Source organism: Massilia agri (assembly GCF_024753255.1).
In the GTDB taxonomy this organism is placed as follows: Bacteria; Pseudomonadota; Gammaproteobacteria; order Burkholderiales; family Burkholderiaceae_D; genus Telluria; species Telluria agri.
On record NZ_JANUHA010000002.1, the window covers coordinates 197,891 to 214,766 of the forward strand.

General features: G+C 66.8%; 13 protein-coding genes and 1 riboswitch. Of the genes, 2 read left to right on the plus strand and 11 right to left on the minus strand.

Annotated features, from left to right (window positions below):
* Positions 1-19 precede the first annotated feature (19 nt).
* Together NX780_RS03925 and NX780_RS03930 are read right to left on the minus strand one after the other, a co-directional pair.
* Positions 20-1,603 (minus strand): S41 family peptidase, encoded by a 1,584-nt coding sequence (locus NX780_RS03925; RefSeq protein WP_258826545.1) that lies wholly within the window; start codon positions 1,601-1,603, stop codon positions 20-22.
* Between the two features lie 121 nt (positions 1,604-1,724).
* On the minus strand, positions 1,725-5,279 hold the full coding sequence (locus NX780_RS03930; RefSeq protein WP_258826546.1) for an indolepyruvate ferredoxin oxidoreductase family protein: 3,555 nt from the start codon (positions 5,277-5,279) through the stop codon (positions 1,725-1,727).
* Positions 5,280-5,484: 205 nt separating this feature from the next.
* Between NX780_RS03930 and NX780_RS03935 the strand changes: the two genes are divergently transcribed.
* Entirely contained in the window at positions 5,485-6,000 is a 516-nt protein-coding gene (locus tag NX780_RS03935) for an Lrp/AsnC family transcriptional regulator (protein ID WP_258826547.1), read from the plus strand.
* 37 nt (positions 6,001-6,037) lie between these two features.
* Here NX780_RS03935 and NX780_RS03940 read toward each other — a convergent pair whose 3' ends face one another.
* The 6 genes from NX780_RS03940 to NX780_RS03965 form a co-directional block, all read right to left on the minus strand.
* On the minus strand, positions 6,038-6,700 hold the full coding sequence (locus NX780_RS03940) for a GNAT family N-acetyltransferase (protein ID WP_258826548.1): 663 nt from the start codon (positions 6,698-6,700) through the stop codon (positions 6,038-6,040).
* A gap of 49 nt (positions 6,701-6,749) precedes the next feature.
* A complete protein-coding gene (locus NX780_RS03945; protein ID WP_258826549.1) occupies positions 6,750-8,300 on the minus strand; it encodes a diguanylate cyclase in 1,551 nt (516 codons plus the stop codon).
* 90 nt (positions 8,301-8,390) lie between these two features.
* Positions 8,391-9,485 carry a tRNA nucleotidyltransferase/poly(A) polymerase-related protein gene (locus NX780_RS03950; protein ID WP_258826754.1) on the minus strand — a complete coding sequence of 365 codons (1,095 nt, stop codon included), beginning with the start codon at positions 9,483-9,485 and terminating at the stop codon, positions 8,391-8,393.
* Positions 9,486-9,490: 5 nt separating this feature from the next.
* On the minus strand, positions 9,491-10,216 hold the full coding sequence (locus NX780_RS03955) for a glutathione S-transferase family protein (RefSeq protein WP_258826550.1): 726 nt from the start codon (positions 10,214-10,216) through the stop codon (positions 9,491-9,493).
* 22 nt (positions 10,217-10,238) lie between these two features.
* On the minus strand, positions 10,239-11,201 hold the full coding sequence (locus NX780_RS03960; protein WP_258826551.1) for a complex I NDUFA9 subunit family protein: 963 nt from the start codon (positions 11,199-11,201) through the stop codon (positions 10,239-10,241).
* Positions 11,202-11,221: 20 nt separating this feature from the next.
* Positions 11,222-13,243: a lytic transglycosylase domain-containing protein gene (locus NX780_RS03965; protein WP_258826552.1), complete on the minus strand. Its 2,022-nt coding sequence runs from the start codon at positions 13,241-13,243 to the stop codon at positions 11,222-11,224.
* 47 nt (positions 13,244-13,290) lie between these two features.
* Between NX780_RS03965 and NX780_RS03970 the strand changes: the two genes are divergently transcribed.
* Complete coding sequence (locus NX780_RS03970) at positions 13,291-13,890, plus strand: 5-formyltetrahydrofolate cyclo-ligase (protein ID WP_258826553.1); 600 nt, start codon at positions 13,291-13,293, stop codon at positions 13,888-13,890.
* A 133-nt stretch (positions 13,891-14,023) separates the two neighbouring features.
* On the opposite strand, the gene metF is transcribed toward NX780_RS03970, so the two are convergent.
* The 3 genes from metF to ahcY all read right to left on the minus strand — a co-directional run bounded on the left by metF (position 14,024) and on the right by ahcY (position 16,725).
* Complete coding sequence (gene metF, locus NX780_RS03975; RefSeq protein WP_258826554.1) at positions 14,024-14,854, minus strand: methylenetetrahydrofolate reductase [NAD(P)H]; 831 nt, start codon at positions 14,852-14,854, stop codon at positions 14,024-14,026.
* Positions 14,841-15,197 carry a phage holin family protein gene (locus tag NX780_RS03980; RefSeq protein ID WP_258826555.1) on the minus strand — a complete coding sequence of 119 codons (357 nt, stop codon included), beginning with the start codon at positions 15,195-15,197 and terminating at the stop codon, positions 14,841-14,843. The genes metF and NX780_RS03980 overlap by 14 nt, the downstream gene beginning before the upstream one ends.
* A gap of 115 nt (positions 15,198-15,312) precedes the next feature.
* Complete coding sequence (gene ahcY, locus NX780_RS03985; protein WP_307732633.1) at positions 15,313-16,725, minus strand: adenosylhomocysteinase; 1,413 nt, start codon at positions 16,723-16,725, stop codon at positions 15,313-15,315.
* A gap of 28 nt (positions 16,726-16,753) precedes the next feature.
* Positions 16,754-16,825, minus strand: a riboswitch (S-adenosyl-L-homocysteine riboswitch).
* Positions 16,826-16,876: the final 51 nt, after the last annotated feature.

Consider the following 16,876-nt stretch of genomic DNA (forward strand, 5'->3'; position numbering starts at 1 on the left):
CGTCTTCAAGGCGATGCGATCAAGGTCGCGGCGGGGTGCGGATCGCGATTTCCTTCACCGGCGGACGCACGATCTCCATCGGAATCATGCGCGCGCGGCTGGCCGGCGGGCAGGCGCCGGTCTGGCGGTAGGACAGGGCCGCGGCGAGCAAGCCCTCGGCCGGGTCGCCGATCTCGCGCGACAGGTCGTCGGCCACCTGGCAGGTCGCAGCCAGGCCGTCGGCGTAGTCGCCGAAGCCCTTGTCGTTCACGCCCATGAATTCGATCGAGAAATAGGTCGTGCCGCAGTTCGGCACCGGCGTGAAGCCGTAGGGCTTGCCGCAGGTCTTGCTGCCGATGACGTCGACCTGGATGTCGGCGCCGCGCAGGCCGTTGATCACGGCTTCGCTGGCCGAGCAGGTGCCCTCGGTGGTCAGCACGGTGACGCGCTTCAGGCCCAGGTAGGGCAGCGGCGTGCCGGCCCGCGCCGGATTCGGCGCCGGGAAGCCATAGGCGGTGTCGAGGAAGGGGATCGCCGGTTCTTGCGGAATCTTGTCGTTGTGCAGCGGGCGCTCGAAGACCTTGCCTTTCGTGGCTTCCGGCCCGGCGATCATGTACGAGAGCTCGCTGGCGACGTAGAGCAGGCCGCCGCCGTTGTAGCGCATGTCGAGCACCAGGTCGCTCACCGCGGCCTGCTTGAAGGTGGTGAAGGCGTCCAGCAGTTCTTTTTCCGATACGCCGTCGTGGGTCTCGAAGCTCAGGTAGCCGACCTTGCCGCTCGGGGTGTCGATCACCTTCACGTGCTTGACCGGGTCGGTGCTGACTTCCAGCGCCGTCATGCTCACGTCGTAGTTCGCCCCGCCGCGGCGCAGCGTGAAGTTGTGCGCGCTACCTGCGACTTCGGGGAAGAGGCCGGCGTTGATGCGGTCGACCGAGGCGGCGTCAGAACCATTGACGAAGTCGACGCCGTCAACCCGCATCAGCATGTCGCCACGTTTCAGGCCGGCCGCCGCGGCCGGCGAACCCGGCTCGACCAGGGTCACCAGCCAGGTGCGCGGGGCGGTCGAGCTGTTGCGCTTCCAGGTCACGCCATAGCCCAGCTCGATGCCCGCGTTCTGCAACTTGTCCCACTCGTCGCTCGGGTAGGTGAAGTGGTATTTGTCCTTCGGCTGGCCCGAGGCGGTCAGCGCGGGGGTCTTGAGGACGTTGAAGTAATCGATCGGGTTCGTGAAATCCGCCATCTTGTAGGTGTTGGGGATTTCCTTGTACCAGAGGTAGTACTGGTGCGAGAACGCGCGCAGGAACTTCAGTTCGTCGAGCAGGGTGCCCTGGCGGTCGCGGTAGGGCTTGCCCTCGAAGTCGACGCCGGTGCGCGGCTTTTCGCACAGGTTCCAGTAGCTCAGGAAGGCATCGCCCAGGGTGCTCGGGTCGAGGTCGGCCGCCGACGGCGGGGTCGGGGTCGGGGCCGGGGTCGTCGGCGTGGTCGGATTCGTTACCGGCGGTGGCGTGGTGCCACCCGTGGGCGGACGCGCGCCGACACCGGGCGAACCGCCACCGCCGCCGCAGCCGGCGAGGACGCTTGCAAGAACAAAGGGGACGAACAGACGGAGGGATGGCGATCTCATGCGCCGATTATAGACGCCGCAAATCGCCCGAAGTGCAACCAACTGTAACAGTTGGAGCTGGATCACAACAAAGCATGCCAGTCGGATATGGCCGGCCGAAGCCGGCCATATCAAGCTGTCATCAAGCCGCCTGCGACGCCGTGCCTGCGGGCGCGTGGAAGGCCGCCACCAGGGCCGCTTCCTTCTGTTTCGCCGCCTTCAGGTGGCGCTCCTTCACGTGGCCATAGCCGCGGATGTCTTCCGGGATGCTGGCGATCGCCACCGCCTGGGCCAGGTTGTCCGGCGTGAGCTTGGGCAGCAGCGCTTCCACGGTCTGGCGGTACTCCTTGACCAGGGCGCGTTCGGTGCGGCGCTCGGCCGTGTAGCCGAACACGTCGAAGGGGGTGCCGCGCAGGCGCTTGAGCTTGGCCAGCACGCCGAAGGCCCCCATCATCCAGGAACCGTATTCCTGCTTCAGCGCGCGGCCTTCCTTGTCGTGCTTGGCCAGCAGCGGCGGCGCGAGATGGAACTTGAGCTTGACGTCGCCTTCGAACATGTTCGCGATCTTGGCCTTGAAGGCCGGGTCGGTGTGCAGGCGGGCGACTTCGTACTCGTCCTTGTAGGCCATCAGCTTGTAGAAGTAGCGGGCCACGGATTCGGTCAGGCGGGTGCCCTTGCCCAACTTCGCTTCCTCGGCGCGCACCTGGTCCACGAAGGCCTTGTACTTCGCGGCATAGGCGGCGTCCTGGTAGGCGGTGAGCAGATCCACGCGACGGTTGATGATGTCGTCCAGGCTCTCGCTGCGCTTGAACTCGATCACCTGGCTCGGCGTCGCCAGCTTCTTCACCGATGCCAGGTCGTGGGCGGCCGTGCGGCCCCAGTTGAAGGCGGCTTTGTTGAAGGGCACCGAGACGCCGTTCAGTTCGATGGCCCTCAAGAGCGAGGCTTCCTGCAGCGGCACGTGGCCCTTCTGAAAGGCATAGCCCAGCATGAACATATTGGTGGCGATCGCATCGCCCATCAGGGCGGTGGCAATCTTGCCGGCGTCGACGAAATCGACATTGCTTTCGCCGCAGGCTTGTACGATGGCGCCTTTCGAGCCCTCGGCCGGGAACTGCCAGTCCGGGTTCTTCACGAAAGCCGCGGTGGTCGCGCCGGTCGAGTTGACGGCGGCCCAGGTGCGGCCTTCGCCCATGCGCGAGAGCGCATCGCGGCTGGCGGTGACGATCTGGTCGCAGCCGATCACGAGGTCGGCGCTGCCGGTGCCGACGCGGGTCGAGTGCAGGTCGGCCTGGTGTTCGGCCAGGCGCACGTGCGACATCACCGGACCGCCCTTCTGCGCGAGGCCCGACTGGTCGAGGACCAGCGCGCCCTTGCCTTCCACGTGGGCCGCCATGGCCAGGATCTGGCCGACGGTGACGACGCCGGTGCCGCCCACGCCGGCGATCAGGATGCCGAAGGGTTCGGCGACCTGCGGGATGCGCGGCATCGGCAGGGCCGGCGGGGCTGCATCCGCAGTCGCGGCTTTCTTCGGCTTCTTCAGGCCGCCGCCTTCGACGGTCACAAAACTAGGGCAGAAGCCGGAGACGCAGGAGAAATCCTTGTTGCAGGAGGACTGGTTGATCTGGCGCTTGCGGCCCAGCTCCGTTTCCAGCGGCTCCACCGACAGGCAGTTCGACTGCACCGAGCAGTCGCCGCAGCCTTCGCAGACGGCCTCGTTGATGACGGCGCGCTTGGCCGGGTCGGGGAACTCGCCCTTCTTGCGGCGGCGGCGCTTCTCGGAGGCGCAGGTCTGGTCGTAGATGACGGCGGAGACGCCCGGCATCTCGCGCAGTTCCTTCTGCACGTCCATCAGCTCGGAACGGTGGCGCACGGTGACGCCTTCGGCCCAGGCGTAGTCCTCGGGGTATTTTTCCGGTTCGTCGGTGACGACGATGATCGGGCGCACGCCTTCGGCCGCGATCTGGCGCGTGATCATGCCCGGATCGAGCGGACCGTCGACGTTCTGGCCGCCGGTCATCGCGACCGCGTCGTTGTAGAGGATCTTGTAGGTGATGTTGACTTTCGCCGCCACCGCCGCGCGGATCGCCAGGATGCCCGAATGGAAGTAGGTGCCGTCGCCCAGGTTGACGAAGACGTGCTTCTCGTCGGTGAAGGGCGACTGGCCGATCCAGGTCGTGCCCTCTGCCCCCATGTGGGTGAAGGTGGAGGTTTCGCGGTCCATCCACAGCACCATGTAGTGGCAGCCGATGCCGGCCATGGCGCGCGAACCTTCCGGCACCTTGGTCGAGCTGTTGTGCGGGCAGCCGGAGCAGAAGAAGGGGATGCGGTCGGTTTCCGGATTGGCTTTCGCCGGAATCGACTTCAGCACCAGCTCCTTGTTCTCCAGGTAGGCGATGCGTTCCTTCACGCGCTGCTCGACCGGGTGGCCGGCGCAATAATGCGAGATGCGCGAGGCGATGGCGCGGGCGATCTGGGCCGGGTTCAGCTCGTAGGTGGCCGGCAGCAGCCAGTCGCCGTGGCCCATGCGGTCCTTGTTGCTCCACTCGCCGGTGTCGTCGAACTTGCCGACCACGCGCGGACGCTCGCCGTCCGGCAGGTTGTACAGCGCTTCCTTGAGCGCGTATTCCATCACCTGGCGCTTCTCTTCGACCACCAGGATCTCGTCCAGTCCGCGCGCGAATTCGTGCACGCCTTCGGATTCGAGCGGCCAGGTCATGCCGACCTTGTACAGGCGCAGGCCGATGTCGGCGGCCGCCTGTTCGTCGATACCGAGGTCGGCCAGGGCCTGGCGGGTGTCGACATAGCTCTTGCCGGCAGTGATGATGCCGATCTTCGGCTTCTTGCTGTCCCAGATGATGCGGTTGAGCTTGTTGGCGCGCGCATAGGCCAGGGCCGCGTACCACTTGAAGTTGCTCATGCGGACTTCCTGGTCCAGCACGGCGTCCGGCCAGCGGATGTTCAGGCCGCCCGGCGGCATGTCGAAGTCGGTCGGCAGGGCGATCTGCACGCGGTCCGGATCGAGGTCGACCACGGCTCCGGATTCGATGATGTCGGTCACGCACTTCATCGACACCCACAGGCCCGTATAGCGGCTCATGGCCCAGGCGTGCAGGCCGAAGTCCAGGTATTCCTGCACGGACGACGGGTAGAGGACCGGGATGCCGCAGTGGGTCAGGATGTGGTCGGACTGGTGGGCGGTGGAGGAAGACTTGGCCGCATGGTCGTCGCCGGCCAGCACCAGCACGCCGCCATGCTTCGCCGAGCCGGCATTGTTGCCGTGCTTGAAGACGTCGCCGCAGCGGTCCACGCCCGGGCCCTTGCCGTACCACATGGCGAACACGCCGTCGTACTTGGCGTCCTTGTAGAGATTGGTCTGCTGGGTGCCCCAGACGGCGGTCGCCGCCAGGTCCTCGTTCATGCCCGGGTGGAACTTCACGTGGTGGGCGTCGAGATGCTTCTTCGCCTTCATCGCGGTCTGGTCGACGGCGGTGACGGGCGAGCCGCGGTAGCCGGTGATGTAGCCGGCGGTGTTCAGGCCTGCCTTGAGGTCACGCTCGCGCTGGAGCATGGGCAGGCGCACCAGTGCCTGGGTGCCGGTCATGAACGCGCGGCCGCGTTCGAGCGTCCACTTGTCGTCCAACGTAATGTCGTGCTGGGGCAGCGCCAGGTTGGCGCGCTCGAGGGGTGCGTTCATGCGGTGTCTCCGTGGTGTTCGGTGGGATGCGGAACGTGGCGCCATCGGCTCTTGTCGGCCTGTCGTGCGCGCGGGGCTGGTTCAGCCTGCTCCCGTATGGCGCACAGTATAGGGCTGGTGATCCGGCATTAAATTCCAAACAATTCCCCCCGCCGGGCGATTTGCGCAATAAAATTGCCGTGTTTGCGAATCAACCGAGGAAACCATGTCAAAAATCGAGCTCGACAAGACCGACCGCAAGATCCTGGCGGTGCTTCAGACGGATGGCCGGCTGTCGAACCAGGACGTGGCCGAGCGCGTCAACCTGTCCCCCTCCCCCTGCCTGCGCCGCATCAAGCGCCTGGAAGAAGCCGGCGTCATCCGCCAGTACGTGGCGCTGGTGGACCCCGACAAGATCGGCCTGGGCCTGCTGGCCTATGTGAACGTGCGCCTGGAAAAGCACAGCGAAGTCGCCGGCGGCGCCCGCGGCGCCCCCAGCCTGCCGGCCACCTCTCCGCGCAACGACTTCGCGGTGTCGGTGGGCACCTGGCCGGAAGTGGTGGCCTGCTATGCGATGACGGGGGAGATGGATTTCCTGCTGCGCGTGCACGTGGAAGACATGGACCACTTCTCGCGCTTCATGATGGGCACCCTGCTCAAGCATCCGGCGGTGCTGGATGTGAAGTCGAGTTTTGCCTTGCAGCGGATCAAGGAGACCACGGCACTTCCCGTAGCCGGGTAGGGCGGACGGGAGCGCCTAGCCGGCCCTGCCGTCCACCCTACTTTTTCGGCGTCAGCCACTTCACGGCTGCGCGCGCATTCGCCTTCACCGCGTAATCGATCACCGCCCACTGCTCCTCCAGCGCCTCCGCCATCACGCTCGCCGGGCTCGGCGGCGGCAGCTGCAGGTAGGCGTCGGCCTCGCCGTATTCGCGCTTGATCTCCATCCCCGCCTTGCGGGCGATGTGCATCATGGTCTGGTTCGAGGTCAGGCACTGCATGTAGAGCGTGTCGACGTCGGCGTTGCGGCAGTGGATGGCGGCGCGCTGGAACAGGCGCGAGCCGACGCCCTGGCCACGCGCGGATGCCGACACCGACACGCCGAACTCGGCCACCCGCGCCTTCTGCGTGGGCTTGCCCTTGTCGGCCGGTGCAAAGGCCAGGTGGCCGACGCCTACGAGCTGGAAGACGCGGTTCACCACGCCGAACACGATGTCGCGCTTGAAGTCGATCTTGGCGACATAGGCCTGGATCTGCTCGTCCGGGATCATGCTGCCGAAACGCAGCAGGCGGTCATTGCTGTCCAGCGCCAGGAAGTGGCGCAGGATGCGGCGGCGGTCGCGCTCGCCCAGTTCCTTGACGAGCACGGTGGGACGCCCGGGCTTGCCCGTGTGCTTGCCACCCAGGCCGCGCAGCCAGCGTCCCAGCGGATTGTCCAGCATGGTGTCTTCCTTTTTGTGCAGTGCAGCAATAACAGGATTCTAGCGAATTCTACCCTGTCGTGCTGCCGTCACCAGGAACGGCCCACTGCGCCTTCGGACTGACCACGAACACGCCCTTGCCCGAGTTCTTGGCCTCGTACATGGCCTTGTCGGCTTCGGCCAGCAGGGCCGCCGAGCCGCGGGCCGCGCCTGCGTGGCCCTTGGCACTGGAGATGCCGATGCTGGCCGAGATCGACACCGGATTGCCGTCGGCCTCGGTGACCGACTTGATCTGCTCGAGCGCGATCTGGGCCACGCGCAGCGCGCCGTCGCGCGAGGTGACCTCCTCCAGCATGATGACGAACTCGTCGCCGCCCAGGCGCGCCAGGGCATCCTCGGCGCGCAGCTTGTCCTGTACCCGGCGCGCGACCATCTGCAGCACCAGGTCGCCGGTGGCATGGCCATAGGTGTCGTTGACCGCCTTGAAGCCGTCCAGGTCGATGAACATGATGACCACCACCGTGTCGCGGCGGTCGGCCCGGGCCAGGGCCCGCTCGAGCAGGCGGGTCAGCTGGCGGTAGTTGATCAGGCCGGTAAGGCTGTCGTGCTGGGCCAGGCGTTCCAGCTGCTTCGATTGCGTTTCCAGCTCGGCGGTACGCTCGGCCACGCGGTGCTCGAGGTTTTCATTGGCCGCATGCAGGCGGTGGTTGACCTCGCCGATGATGCGGTAGCTGCGCCACAGCCGGATGCCGGCCCAGGCCAGCAGCACCAGCAGGAGCGCCGAATAGGCGAACAGATAGCCGCGATAGCGCTCGCGCACCGCCAGCGCGGCGTCGAACGAGCGGGTGAACTCGCGCCCCAGGCGGTCGAAGGCCGCGCTGGTGGCGGTGGAGGCGATCTGCGCTTCCAGGCGGTTTTCCAGCGGGCGCTTTTCCAGGATCACGCGGCTGGCCTTGATGATGGCGTCCATCTTCTCGACCACGGCCGGCGAGAAGGCGATTTCCTGGGCCGCGATGTCTCCCAGGATCTCGTCGATGCGCGCGGCCAGCGGCGTCGAGGGAATCACGTTATAGCGCAGGATCTCGGTGAGCAAGGCATTGAGCGAGGCGTCCAGGCGCACCACCAGCCTGGCCGGCGCCAGCGCGCCTTCGATGCCGCCGAGTTCCGTCTTGAGGTCGGCCACCGCGGGCGGCAGATAGGTCAGCGCCTCGCGCAGTGGAGGATTGTGGCGCGCGAACTGGACCGTGATCAGTTCCTTGCGCTGCATGGCGTCGCTCAGCTGGGCATAGGCGCTGCGCAGTGCGGGGTCGCCATCGTCGGGCACGGCCTCGCCCAGGCGCACGAGCAGGGCGCGCATGTGCGGCAGCTGGGTGGTCAGCTGCGGGGTCGCGGGCGCGCGGCCGATGTGGGCGCGCAGGATGTTGGCATCCCATTCGGCGTCGAGCTTTTCCAGCTCGCGCAGGCTGAGCATGACGTCGTTGCGGATTTCGGGATCGGCCGCTTCCGAACGGACGAACAGGAAGGCGAGCAGCAGGGCCAGCACCACGACCGCCGCGCCGGCAAGTTGCAGGCGGCGACGCGGTGTCCAGCTTGCTACCCGCTGCGCCAGCACGGCAACCATCTTCTCCTCCGTTACACCAATTGAACCATTGTTATCCGGCCAAGCATAGCAAAAGCTTGCGGAACAGCCGCGCACTTCTGAATTGCCCTGTTACAACCCCTCCGCCACCGCTGCGACCCGGGCCGCGTGGACGGCCTGCGGGATCCTGGCCTTGTCGCCGGCGCAGCGTGCCGCCACCTCGCCGGCATTCACGGCGCGCGCCGCCGCCAGGGCGCGCGGCAGGCGCGATGGCGGCGCGTTCGGCGATTGCGCCTCGCCCGTGATGCAGGCGGCCGCCAGCAGCATCTGCCCGAAGCGCTCCGGTTTGCGGAAGGCGTCGCTGCGCTCGAACAGGGTGACGATGGCCTCGGCGTCGAGTACCCCCGCCTGCTCGACCACGCCGCGTTCGCGCGCGATCAACTGGGCCAGGTCGCGGCATTCGTTGGGCGCCTTCAGGCGCCTGCTCACCTCCAGCACCTCCTCCTGCGGCAGCCGGTGCAGCAGCACGCCGAAGCGCACTTCGAGCGGCGCGCCCTGCCCCGCCGTCTTGTCGACCATCCGCATGAGGGAGGCATCGGCATCGACTTCCGGCAGGAGGCGGACCAGGGCCCCGCAGTCGGCCAGTACCGCGAACATGCGCGAAGGCTGCTCCTCCATCAGGCCGCGCGCCAGTTCCTGCCAGACGCGCTCCGGCACCAGGGCGTCGACTTCGCCGCTCGCGACCATCCGGCGCATCAGGGCATTGGTGCTCTCGTGCACCCGGAAGTCCGGGAAGCGCGCGGCGAAGCGCGCCAGGCGCAGGATGCGCACCGGGTCTTCGGCGAAGGCTTCGGACACATGGCGGAAGATGCGGTCACGCAGGTCCTCTTGGCCCCCGTAGGGGTCGACGATGCTGCCGTCCTCGGCGCGCGCCATCGCATTGATCGTCAGGTCGCGCCGCACCAGGTCTTCTTCGAGCGTGACCTCGGGCGAGGTGTGGAAGACGAAGCCGTGGTAGCCGGGCGCGGTCTTGCGCTCGGTGCGGGCCAGCGCGTATTCCTCCTGGGTCTCCGGGTGCAGGAAGACCGGGAAATCCTTGCCGACCGGGCGGAAGCCCTGCTCCACCATCTGCTCGGGCGTGGCGCCGACCACCACGTGGTCGTGGTCGGTGACGGGACGTCCCAGCAGGGCGTCGCGCACGGCGCCGCCGACCACGTAGGTCCGCATCCTGTTCACTGATCCTCGCCCGGCAGTTCGAGGTCGTGCAGCGGGGTCGGGTCGGTCTCGCGCATGGCTTCCTCGACCCATTGGGCCACGGCCGGATGGGCCAGCACACGGTCGCAGTAGGCCTGCAGGGCCGGCGCCAGCGCCACGCCATAGGTCTTGAAGCGGGTCACCACGGGCGCATAGAAGGCGTCGGCGATCGAGAACTCGCCGAAGAGGAAATGGTGGTGGCCGAAGCGGGACAGGCAGTCTTCCCAGATCTCGCAGATGCGGCCGATGTCGGCCTGGGCGCCCGGGGTGCGGCCACGGCCCGGCAGGCGCGCCTGGATGTTCATCGACATCTGGGTGCGCAGTTCGGCGAAGCCCGAGTGCATCTCGGCCACGATCGCCCGCGCCAGCGCGCGCGCGGCGACATCCTGCGGCCACATATGCTTGTCCGGGAACTGCTCGGCCAGGTATTCGACAATGGCGAGGCTGTCCCAGATCGTCATCTCGCCCGCCAGCAGCACCGGCACCCGGCCGGCGTGGGAATAGCGCGCGATATTGGTCGCGGTATCGGCCTGGTCGAGCAGGATGCGGACCTCGGTGAACGGGATCCCGAAGGCCTTGGCTGCCACCCAGGGACGCATCGACCATGAGGACACGTTCTTGTTGCCGATGACGAGGGTCAGTCCCGGCTGGCGGGCCTGTTCGAGGGTGGAAGACAGGGTCGGGTCGAGTTCGATGGTCTGCATGGTGTCCGGTATGGTTGAGATGTCAGCGGCCCGCGTGCTCGCGGTAGTCATCGAGTCCGCGTTCGGGCGCCAGGTAATGCGGCGCGACGGCCTCGAGCGGTGTGAGCTTGATTCCCAGCGCGCCCGCTGTCAAGACTCCTTCGTGGGGGACGAGCACATTGTCGGTCTTCATCGAGGCCAGGTTGTCGCGGCTGATCACCGGCTCGCCCGGCAGCAGCTCGAACAGGCGCGCCTGCGCCCGGGCGGCCCAATCCGGGAGTGCGACGACATGGCGCTCGTGGCCCGCATAGCGCCCGGCGAGGTGCACCAGTTCCGCCAGGGTATAGATGCCGGGGCCGGCCAGCTCGATCGTGGCCCCACGCGTATGCGGATCGCGTAGCGCCGCGGCGAAGGCGGCGCCCACGTCCTCGACGTAGACCGGCTGGAAGCGCGCCCCGGCGCAGGCCAGCGGCACGGCCGGCAGGCGGCGCTGCAGCTTCGCGAACAGGGTGAGGAAATGGTCGCCCGGGCCGAACACCACCGAGGGGCGGAAGATGGTGGCGGATACCTCGGGCCGGCTGCGCGCGGCCAGCTCGCCGTCGGCCTTGGAGCGCTGGTACATCGACGCGCCGGTGGGGCTGGCGCCCAGGGCGCTCATGTGCAGGTAGCGCGGCACGCCCGCATCCAAGCAGGCCTGCACGATGCGGCGCGGCAGTTCGACGTGCAGGCGGCGAAAACCCGGACCATAGGGCTCGCCCTGCCCGCCGTGCAGCACGCCGACCAGGTTGATCACCGCGTCGCGGCCCTGGAACAGGCGCCGCAGGGTGGCGTCGTCGTGGATGTTCGCGACCTCGAGGTCGAGGTAGGGCAAGGTGGTGAGGTGCTTGGCGGCCTCGTAGTGGCGCGCCGGGACCAGGGTATTGAAGCCGTCCTGGGCCAGGCGGTTCAGGAGATGGCCGCCGATGAAGCCGGTGCCGCCGATGACCACCACGTTCTGTTCACGCATGGCCAAATCCTCATAACGGTTCAGGGGAGGATGGCGGCGCGCTCGCGCGGCTGCACCGGCCGCACGCGGGTCTTGATCGACTGCGGCTTGTTCTCGAACACGGCTGCGTAGTTGGTGGCGTTGGCCAGCACATTGCGCACGTAGTTGCGGGTCTCGGAGAACGGGATCGACTCGATGAAGACCGCCCCTTCCATCGGCTGGTCCAGCAGGCCGCGCCAGGCGCGCGCGCGTCCGGGGCCGGCGTTGTAGGCAGCCGTGGCGAGGATCTCGTCGCCGTCAAAGTTCTCCAGCACCATGTTCATGTAATTGGCGCCGAGCGTGATATTGGTCCGCAGGTCGGTGAGCATGCCGTGCACGAAATTGTCCATCCCGATCTTGGCCGCCACCCACTTGCCGGTGGCCGGCATCACCTGCATCAGGCCGGAGGCGCCGACGCCGGAGCGCGCATCGGTGACGAAGCGCGATTCCTGGCGGATCAGGCCGTAGACCCAGGCCTTGTCGAGGCCCAGGCCCTGTGCGGTCGGGTGCAGGACGTCCAGGTGCGGCGCCGGGAAACGCTGCGCGAAGTCGATTTCGGAGCGCGTGCGCAGCGAGGTCTCGACCGTGCGGTCGAGCAGCTCGTTGCGGCGCGCGAGTTCGCCGGCGGCCAGCAACTGACGGTCAGACAAGCCGCGCAGCCCCCAGTTCCATTCGCGGTTGCCTTCCGCGCGCAGGCGCAAGGAATAGAACTTCAGCGCGCGCTGCAGGCTCGGGTTGGCGCCGGCCTGGGCCAGCTCCTCGGGCGTGAGCGGGCTTGGCGCCGGCGGCGCCGTGACCTGGCGGCCGAGTTCGTCCAGGGCGAGCTGGCCATAGTAATTGTGCTGGCTGGCGATGCGCTCGAAGGCCGCATTCGCTTCCTGTGCCCGGCCCTCGGCCTTGTCGGCGCGGCCCAGCCAGTAGACCCAGGCATTGTCGTTCTTCAGCGCCTGCGGCATCGCCTCGATGGTGGCGCGGACCGTTTTCCAGTCGCCGCGGCGCAGGGCGATGCGGGTCTTCCACTGCAGCTGCTCGTTGGTCAGGCGTACGCCGTTGGCACGCTGCCAGTAGTTGTAGGCGTCGGGCGACAGGCCGATCGAGGCGGCGTGGGCGAGGCTGGCCCAGCCGGTGGCGCGTTCCTCGGGCGTGAGCCTGGGGCTGTTCTTCTCGAGCGCGACGGCGGCCAGCTTGAGGCTGGTGCGCGCCATGCGGCCGACCGCGACCAGGTAGATCGCGCGTTCGGCGCGCGTCTTGCCGATGCCGCGCGCCATGGCCACGGCGGGCACGTCGACGGCCTGGGCCGCGCGCGTGTCGGAGGCGCCCAGCAGCAGCGCGATGCGGCGCGCCGGCCCGGTGGCGTCGGCTTCGCCGGCCAGGCGCAGCTGCCAGTACAGGTCGTCGTCGTTGAACTGGCGCGTCTGGTAGAGCTGGGCGATCAGGGCTGCGCAGGCCTCGCCATAGCCCGGCGGGTTTTGCAGGAGGGCGCGGGCATCAGGCGCCACCTGTTCGCCGCGGCTGGCGCGCGCCAGCAAGGCGTAGCAGCGGATCTGCAGGTTGTCGCCGCGCGCCAGCTGGCCCGCCTCGCGTTCGAAGCCGGCGAAGTCGCGGCGCCGGCCGAGGTCCAGCAACCACTCGGTGCGCAGCTGCTCGGCGACCGCCGTGCCCTCGTGGCGGCGCAGGACCTCGCGGATCTCTTCCTGCGTGGCCTCGCGCAGGCGGGGTTTCAGACGATAATAGTCGACGTAGGACGCCAGCACGTAGTTCGGCAGGCGCGATGCGAGCGCATTGACGCGCGCCGCGTCGTTCTGGCGTGCGGCTTCGCGCAGCAGCATGAAGGTGTCGTCATCGGCGCGGGAATCCGGCGGGGTAGCCCCGGGCACCGTGGGTGCGCCGGCCGGCACCGGCGAGATCGTCTGCTGCGCGGGCGGCGCCGCATCTGGCGCGGATTCCGCGTGGACTGCGCCAAGGGGCAGCAGCCACGAAGCAGTTGCAAGAAAAAAAACGGCCGGCAGGGAGCCGGTTGTCAATCTCGATTGAAACATCCACAACTCTCACTCAACGCTGCATTCACACCATGACCGGCGATCCAAGAATACCACGCGCCCCCGGGCTCCTGCCAGACGATGGCGCAAGCGCCGCGCCCGATAAACCACAACTTCGCCGCATCTTGAAAGAGCGGCGTCGCGCCATCGATCACGCCACCAAACGTGCCTGGGATGACCGCATCGGCGCGCGCGTGGTGGCCTGGGTGCAGGAACATGACGTGCGTATGCTCGGGGTCTACTGGCCGCTCGCCGGCGAACCGGACCTGCGTCCAGCCTACGCGGATTTGGCGGAGGCAGGCGTACGGCTGGCCCTGCCCGTCGTGGTGGAACGCGATGCGGCGCTGGGATTCGCCGCGTGGGTGCCGGGCGAGGCGACGGTGGCGGACAGCATGGGGGTGGCGGTGCCAAGCGAACTGCGCATGGTCGACAGGCCGGATGCGCTGCTGGTGCCCTGCCTGGGCTTCGACGCGCGCGGCTATCGGGTGGGGTATGGCGGGGGGTTTTATGACAGGACGCTGGCGGCCGAGCCGCGTCCGAAGACAGTGGGCATCGCGTATGCGTGCCAGCAGGTGGCGTTCGAGATCGGGAAATATGACATTCCCCTCGACCAGATGATTACCGAAATGTAGGGTGGACGGGGTCATTCCGGGCAATGCCCGGAATGACATACGTCCGCGCGTTCAAATACACGATGAGAGGACGCGCATCGTCCATTTCCCCGCCGATTGAACGCGCGGACGGCGAAGCCGTCCACCCTACGAATCACTTCACTAAGCGCTGCCAGATCGCCGTGGTCGCCGCCGCCTGGTTCATGCTGTAGAAATGCAGTCCCGGCGCCCCGCCGGCCAGCAGCTTCTCGCACAGGCCCGTCACCACATCCAGCCCGAAGGCCTTGATCGAGGCGCTGTCGTCGCCGAAGCTGGCCAGCTTGACGCGCACCCAGCGTGGGATCTCGGCGCCGCACATGTCCGAGAAGCGCATCAGCTGCGTGTAATTGGTGATCGGCATGATGCCCGCCACCACCGGCACGTCCACACCCAGCTTGCGCACATTGTCGACGAACTGGAAGTAGGCGTCCGGGTTGTAGAAATACTGCGTGATTGCCGAATTCGCGCCGGCGGCTACCTTCCGGGCGAAGGCCTGCAGGTCGTCCTGGGGCGAACGCGCCTGCGGGTGCATTTCCGGATAGGCCGCCACTTCGATGTGGAACCAGTCGCCGGTTTCCTGGCGGATGAACTCGACGAGCTCGTTGGCGTAGCGGAATTCGCCGCCGGCGCCATAGCCGCTCGGCAGGTCGCCGCGCAGGGCCACCAGGCGGCGGATGCCCTTGGCCTGGAATTCCTGCAGGATGGTGCGCAGCGAGTCGCGGGTGCCGCCGATGCAGGACAGGTGGGGCGCCGCATCGAAGCCCTCGTTCTTGATCTCGAGCACGGTCTGCAGGGTGCCCTGCTGGGTGGTGCCGCCGGCGCCAAAGGTCACCGAGAAATACTTGGGCTGCAGCTCGGCGAGCTTGCTGCGCACGACGCGCAGCTTTTCGGCGCCCTCTTCGGTCTTCGGCGGGAAGAACTCGATACTGAAATTATGCGTGTTCATCTTTGTCTTTGAGGAGCAAGGTCGAAAGCGCCCACGAAATGATGCTGTACAAAATGGCGGCCAGGAAGGCGGAGCCGAATCCCCGTACGTCGAAGCCCTCGATCCAGTGCGACACCATCCAGAACAGCAGGGCATTGATGACGAGGATGAAGAGGCCCAGCGAGATCACGGTCACCGGCAGGGTGAGGATGACCAGCAGCGGACGGATCAGGGTATTGACCAGCCCGAGCACGAGCGCGGCGATCAGCGCGGTCGTGAAATTGGTGACGACGACGGAAGACATCAGGAAGGGCAAGGCCATCAGGGCCACGGCATTGATCAGCCAGGTAATCAGCAGGCGCATCGCATCGACTTTCGTGGTACACGGCACTTTCACGCGTGAAAGTGCCGGCTGTTGAAAAACGGGCGCGGGGTTGAAACAACGCCGCGCCCGCGCATCCTTTACCAGCTACCGTGGATCAGTAGCGGTAGTGATCCGGCTTGTACGGGCCTTCCTTCTGCACCGAGATGTAGGCGGCCTGCTCGTCGGTCAGCGTGGTCAGCTGGGCGTTGAGCTTCTTCAGCTGCAGGCGGGCAACCTTCTCATCCAGGTGCTTCGGCAGGGTGTAGACGCCGACCGGGTATTTATCCGTGTTGGCGAACAGCTCGATCTGGGCGATGGTCTGGTTCGCGAACGAGGAGCTCATCACGTAGGACGGGTGACCGGTGCCGCAGCCCAGGTTCACCAGGCGGCCTTCGGCCAGCAGGATGATGCGCTTGCCATCCGGGAAGATCACGTGGTCGACCTGCGGCTTGATGTTTTCCCACTCGTACTTCTTGAGTGCGGCGACTTCGATTTCGTTGTCGAAGTGGCCGATGTTGCAGACGATGGCCTGGTCCTTCATCTTGAGCATGTGCTGCTCGGTGATGACGTGGTAGTTGCCGGTGCAGGTGACGAAGATGTCGCCGTGTTCGGCGGCGTAGTCCATGGTCACGACGCGGTAGCCTTCCATCGCGGCCTGCAGGGCGCAGATCGGGTCGATCTCGGTGACCCACACCTGGGCCGACAGCGCGCGCATGGCCTGGGCCGAGCCCTTGCCCACGTCGCCGTAGCCGGCGATCACGGCGATCTTGCCTGCGACCATGACGTCGGTCGCGCGCTTGATGCCGTCCACCAGCGATTCGCGGCAGCCGTACAGGTTGTCGAACTTCGACTTGGTGACCGAGTCGTTCACGTTGATGGCCGGGAAGGCCAGCTTGCCTTCCTGGTGCATCTGGTACAGGCGGTGCACGCCGGTGGTGGTTTCCTCGGTCACGCCCAGGATGCACGGCAGGCGCTTCGAGTACCAGGCCGGGTCACGCGCCAGGCGGCCCTTGATCGAGTTGAACAGGCAGATTTCTTCTTCCGAACCCGGCTTGTCCAGCACCGAGATGTCCTTTTCCGCGCGCACACCCAGGTGCAGCAGCAGGGTGGCGTCGCCGCCGTCGTCCAGGATCATGTTGGCGTGGTTGTCTCCCGGCCATTCGAAGATGCGGTGGGTGTATTCCCAGTACTCGTCCAGGGTTTCGCCCTTGACGGCGAAGACCGGGGTGCCGACCGATGCGATGGCGGCGGCGGCGTGGTCCTGGGTCGAGTAGATGTTGCACGATGCCCAGCGCACTTGCGCGCCCAGGGCTTCCAGGGTGCGGATCAGGACCGCGGTCTGGATGGTCATGTGCAGGGAACCGGCGATGCGCGCGCCTTTCAGCGGCTGGGCGGCAGCGTATTCCTCGCGGATCGCCATCAGGCCCGGCATTTCGGTTTCAGCAATGCGGATTTCCTTCTCGCCCCAGGATGCCAGGGAGATGTCTGCTACGTGGAAATCGTTGATGTCTTTGAGTACGGCGCTCATCACGCCCTCCTTTCAATGGTTGAAAAAAGTAACGTGAGCGCGGTGTTGATATCCGAGCCTGGCGAAGATGGGAATCTTCGTCGCAACGCTCCTCGGAATTGGTGAGTTTACCACGAGTGGCGGCGAAATAGGCCGCCATTGTTGTTCCCCT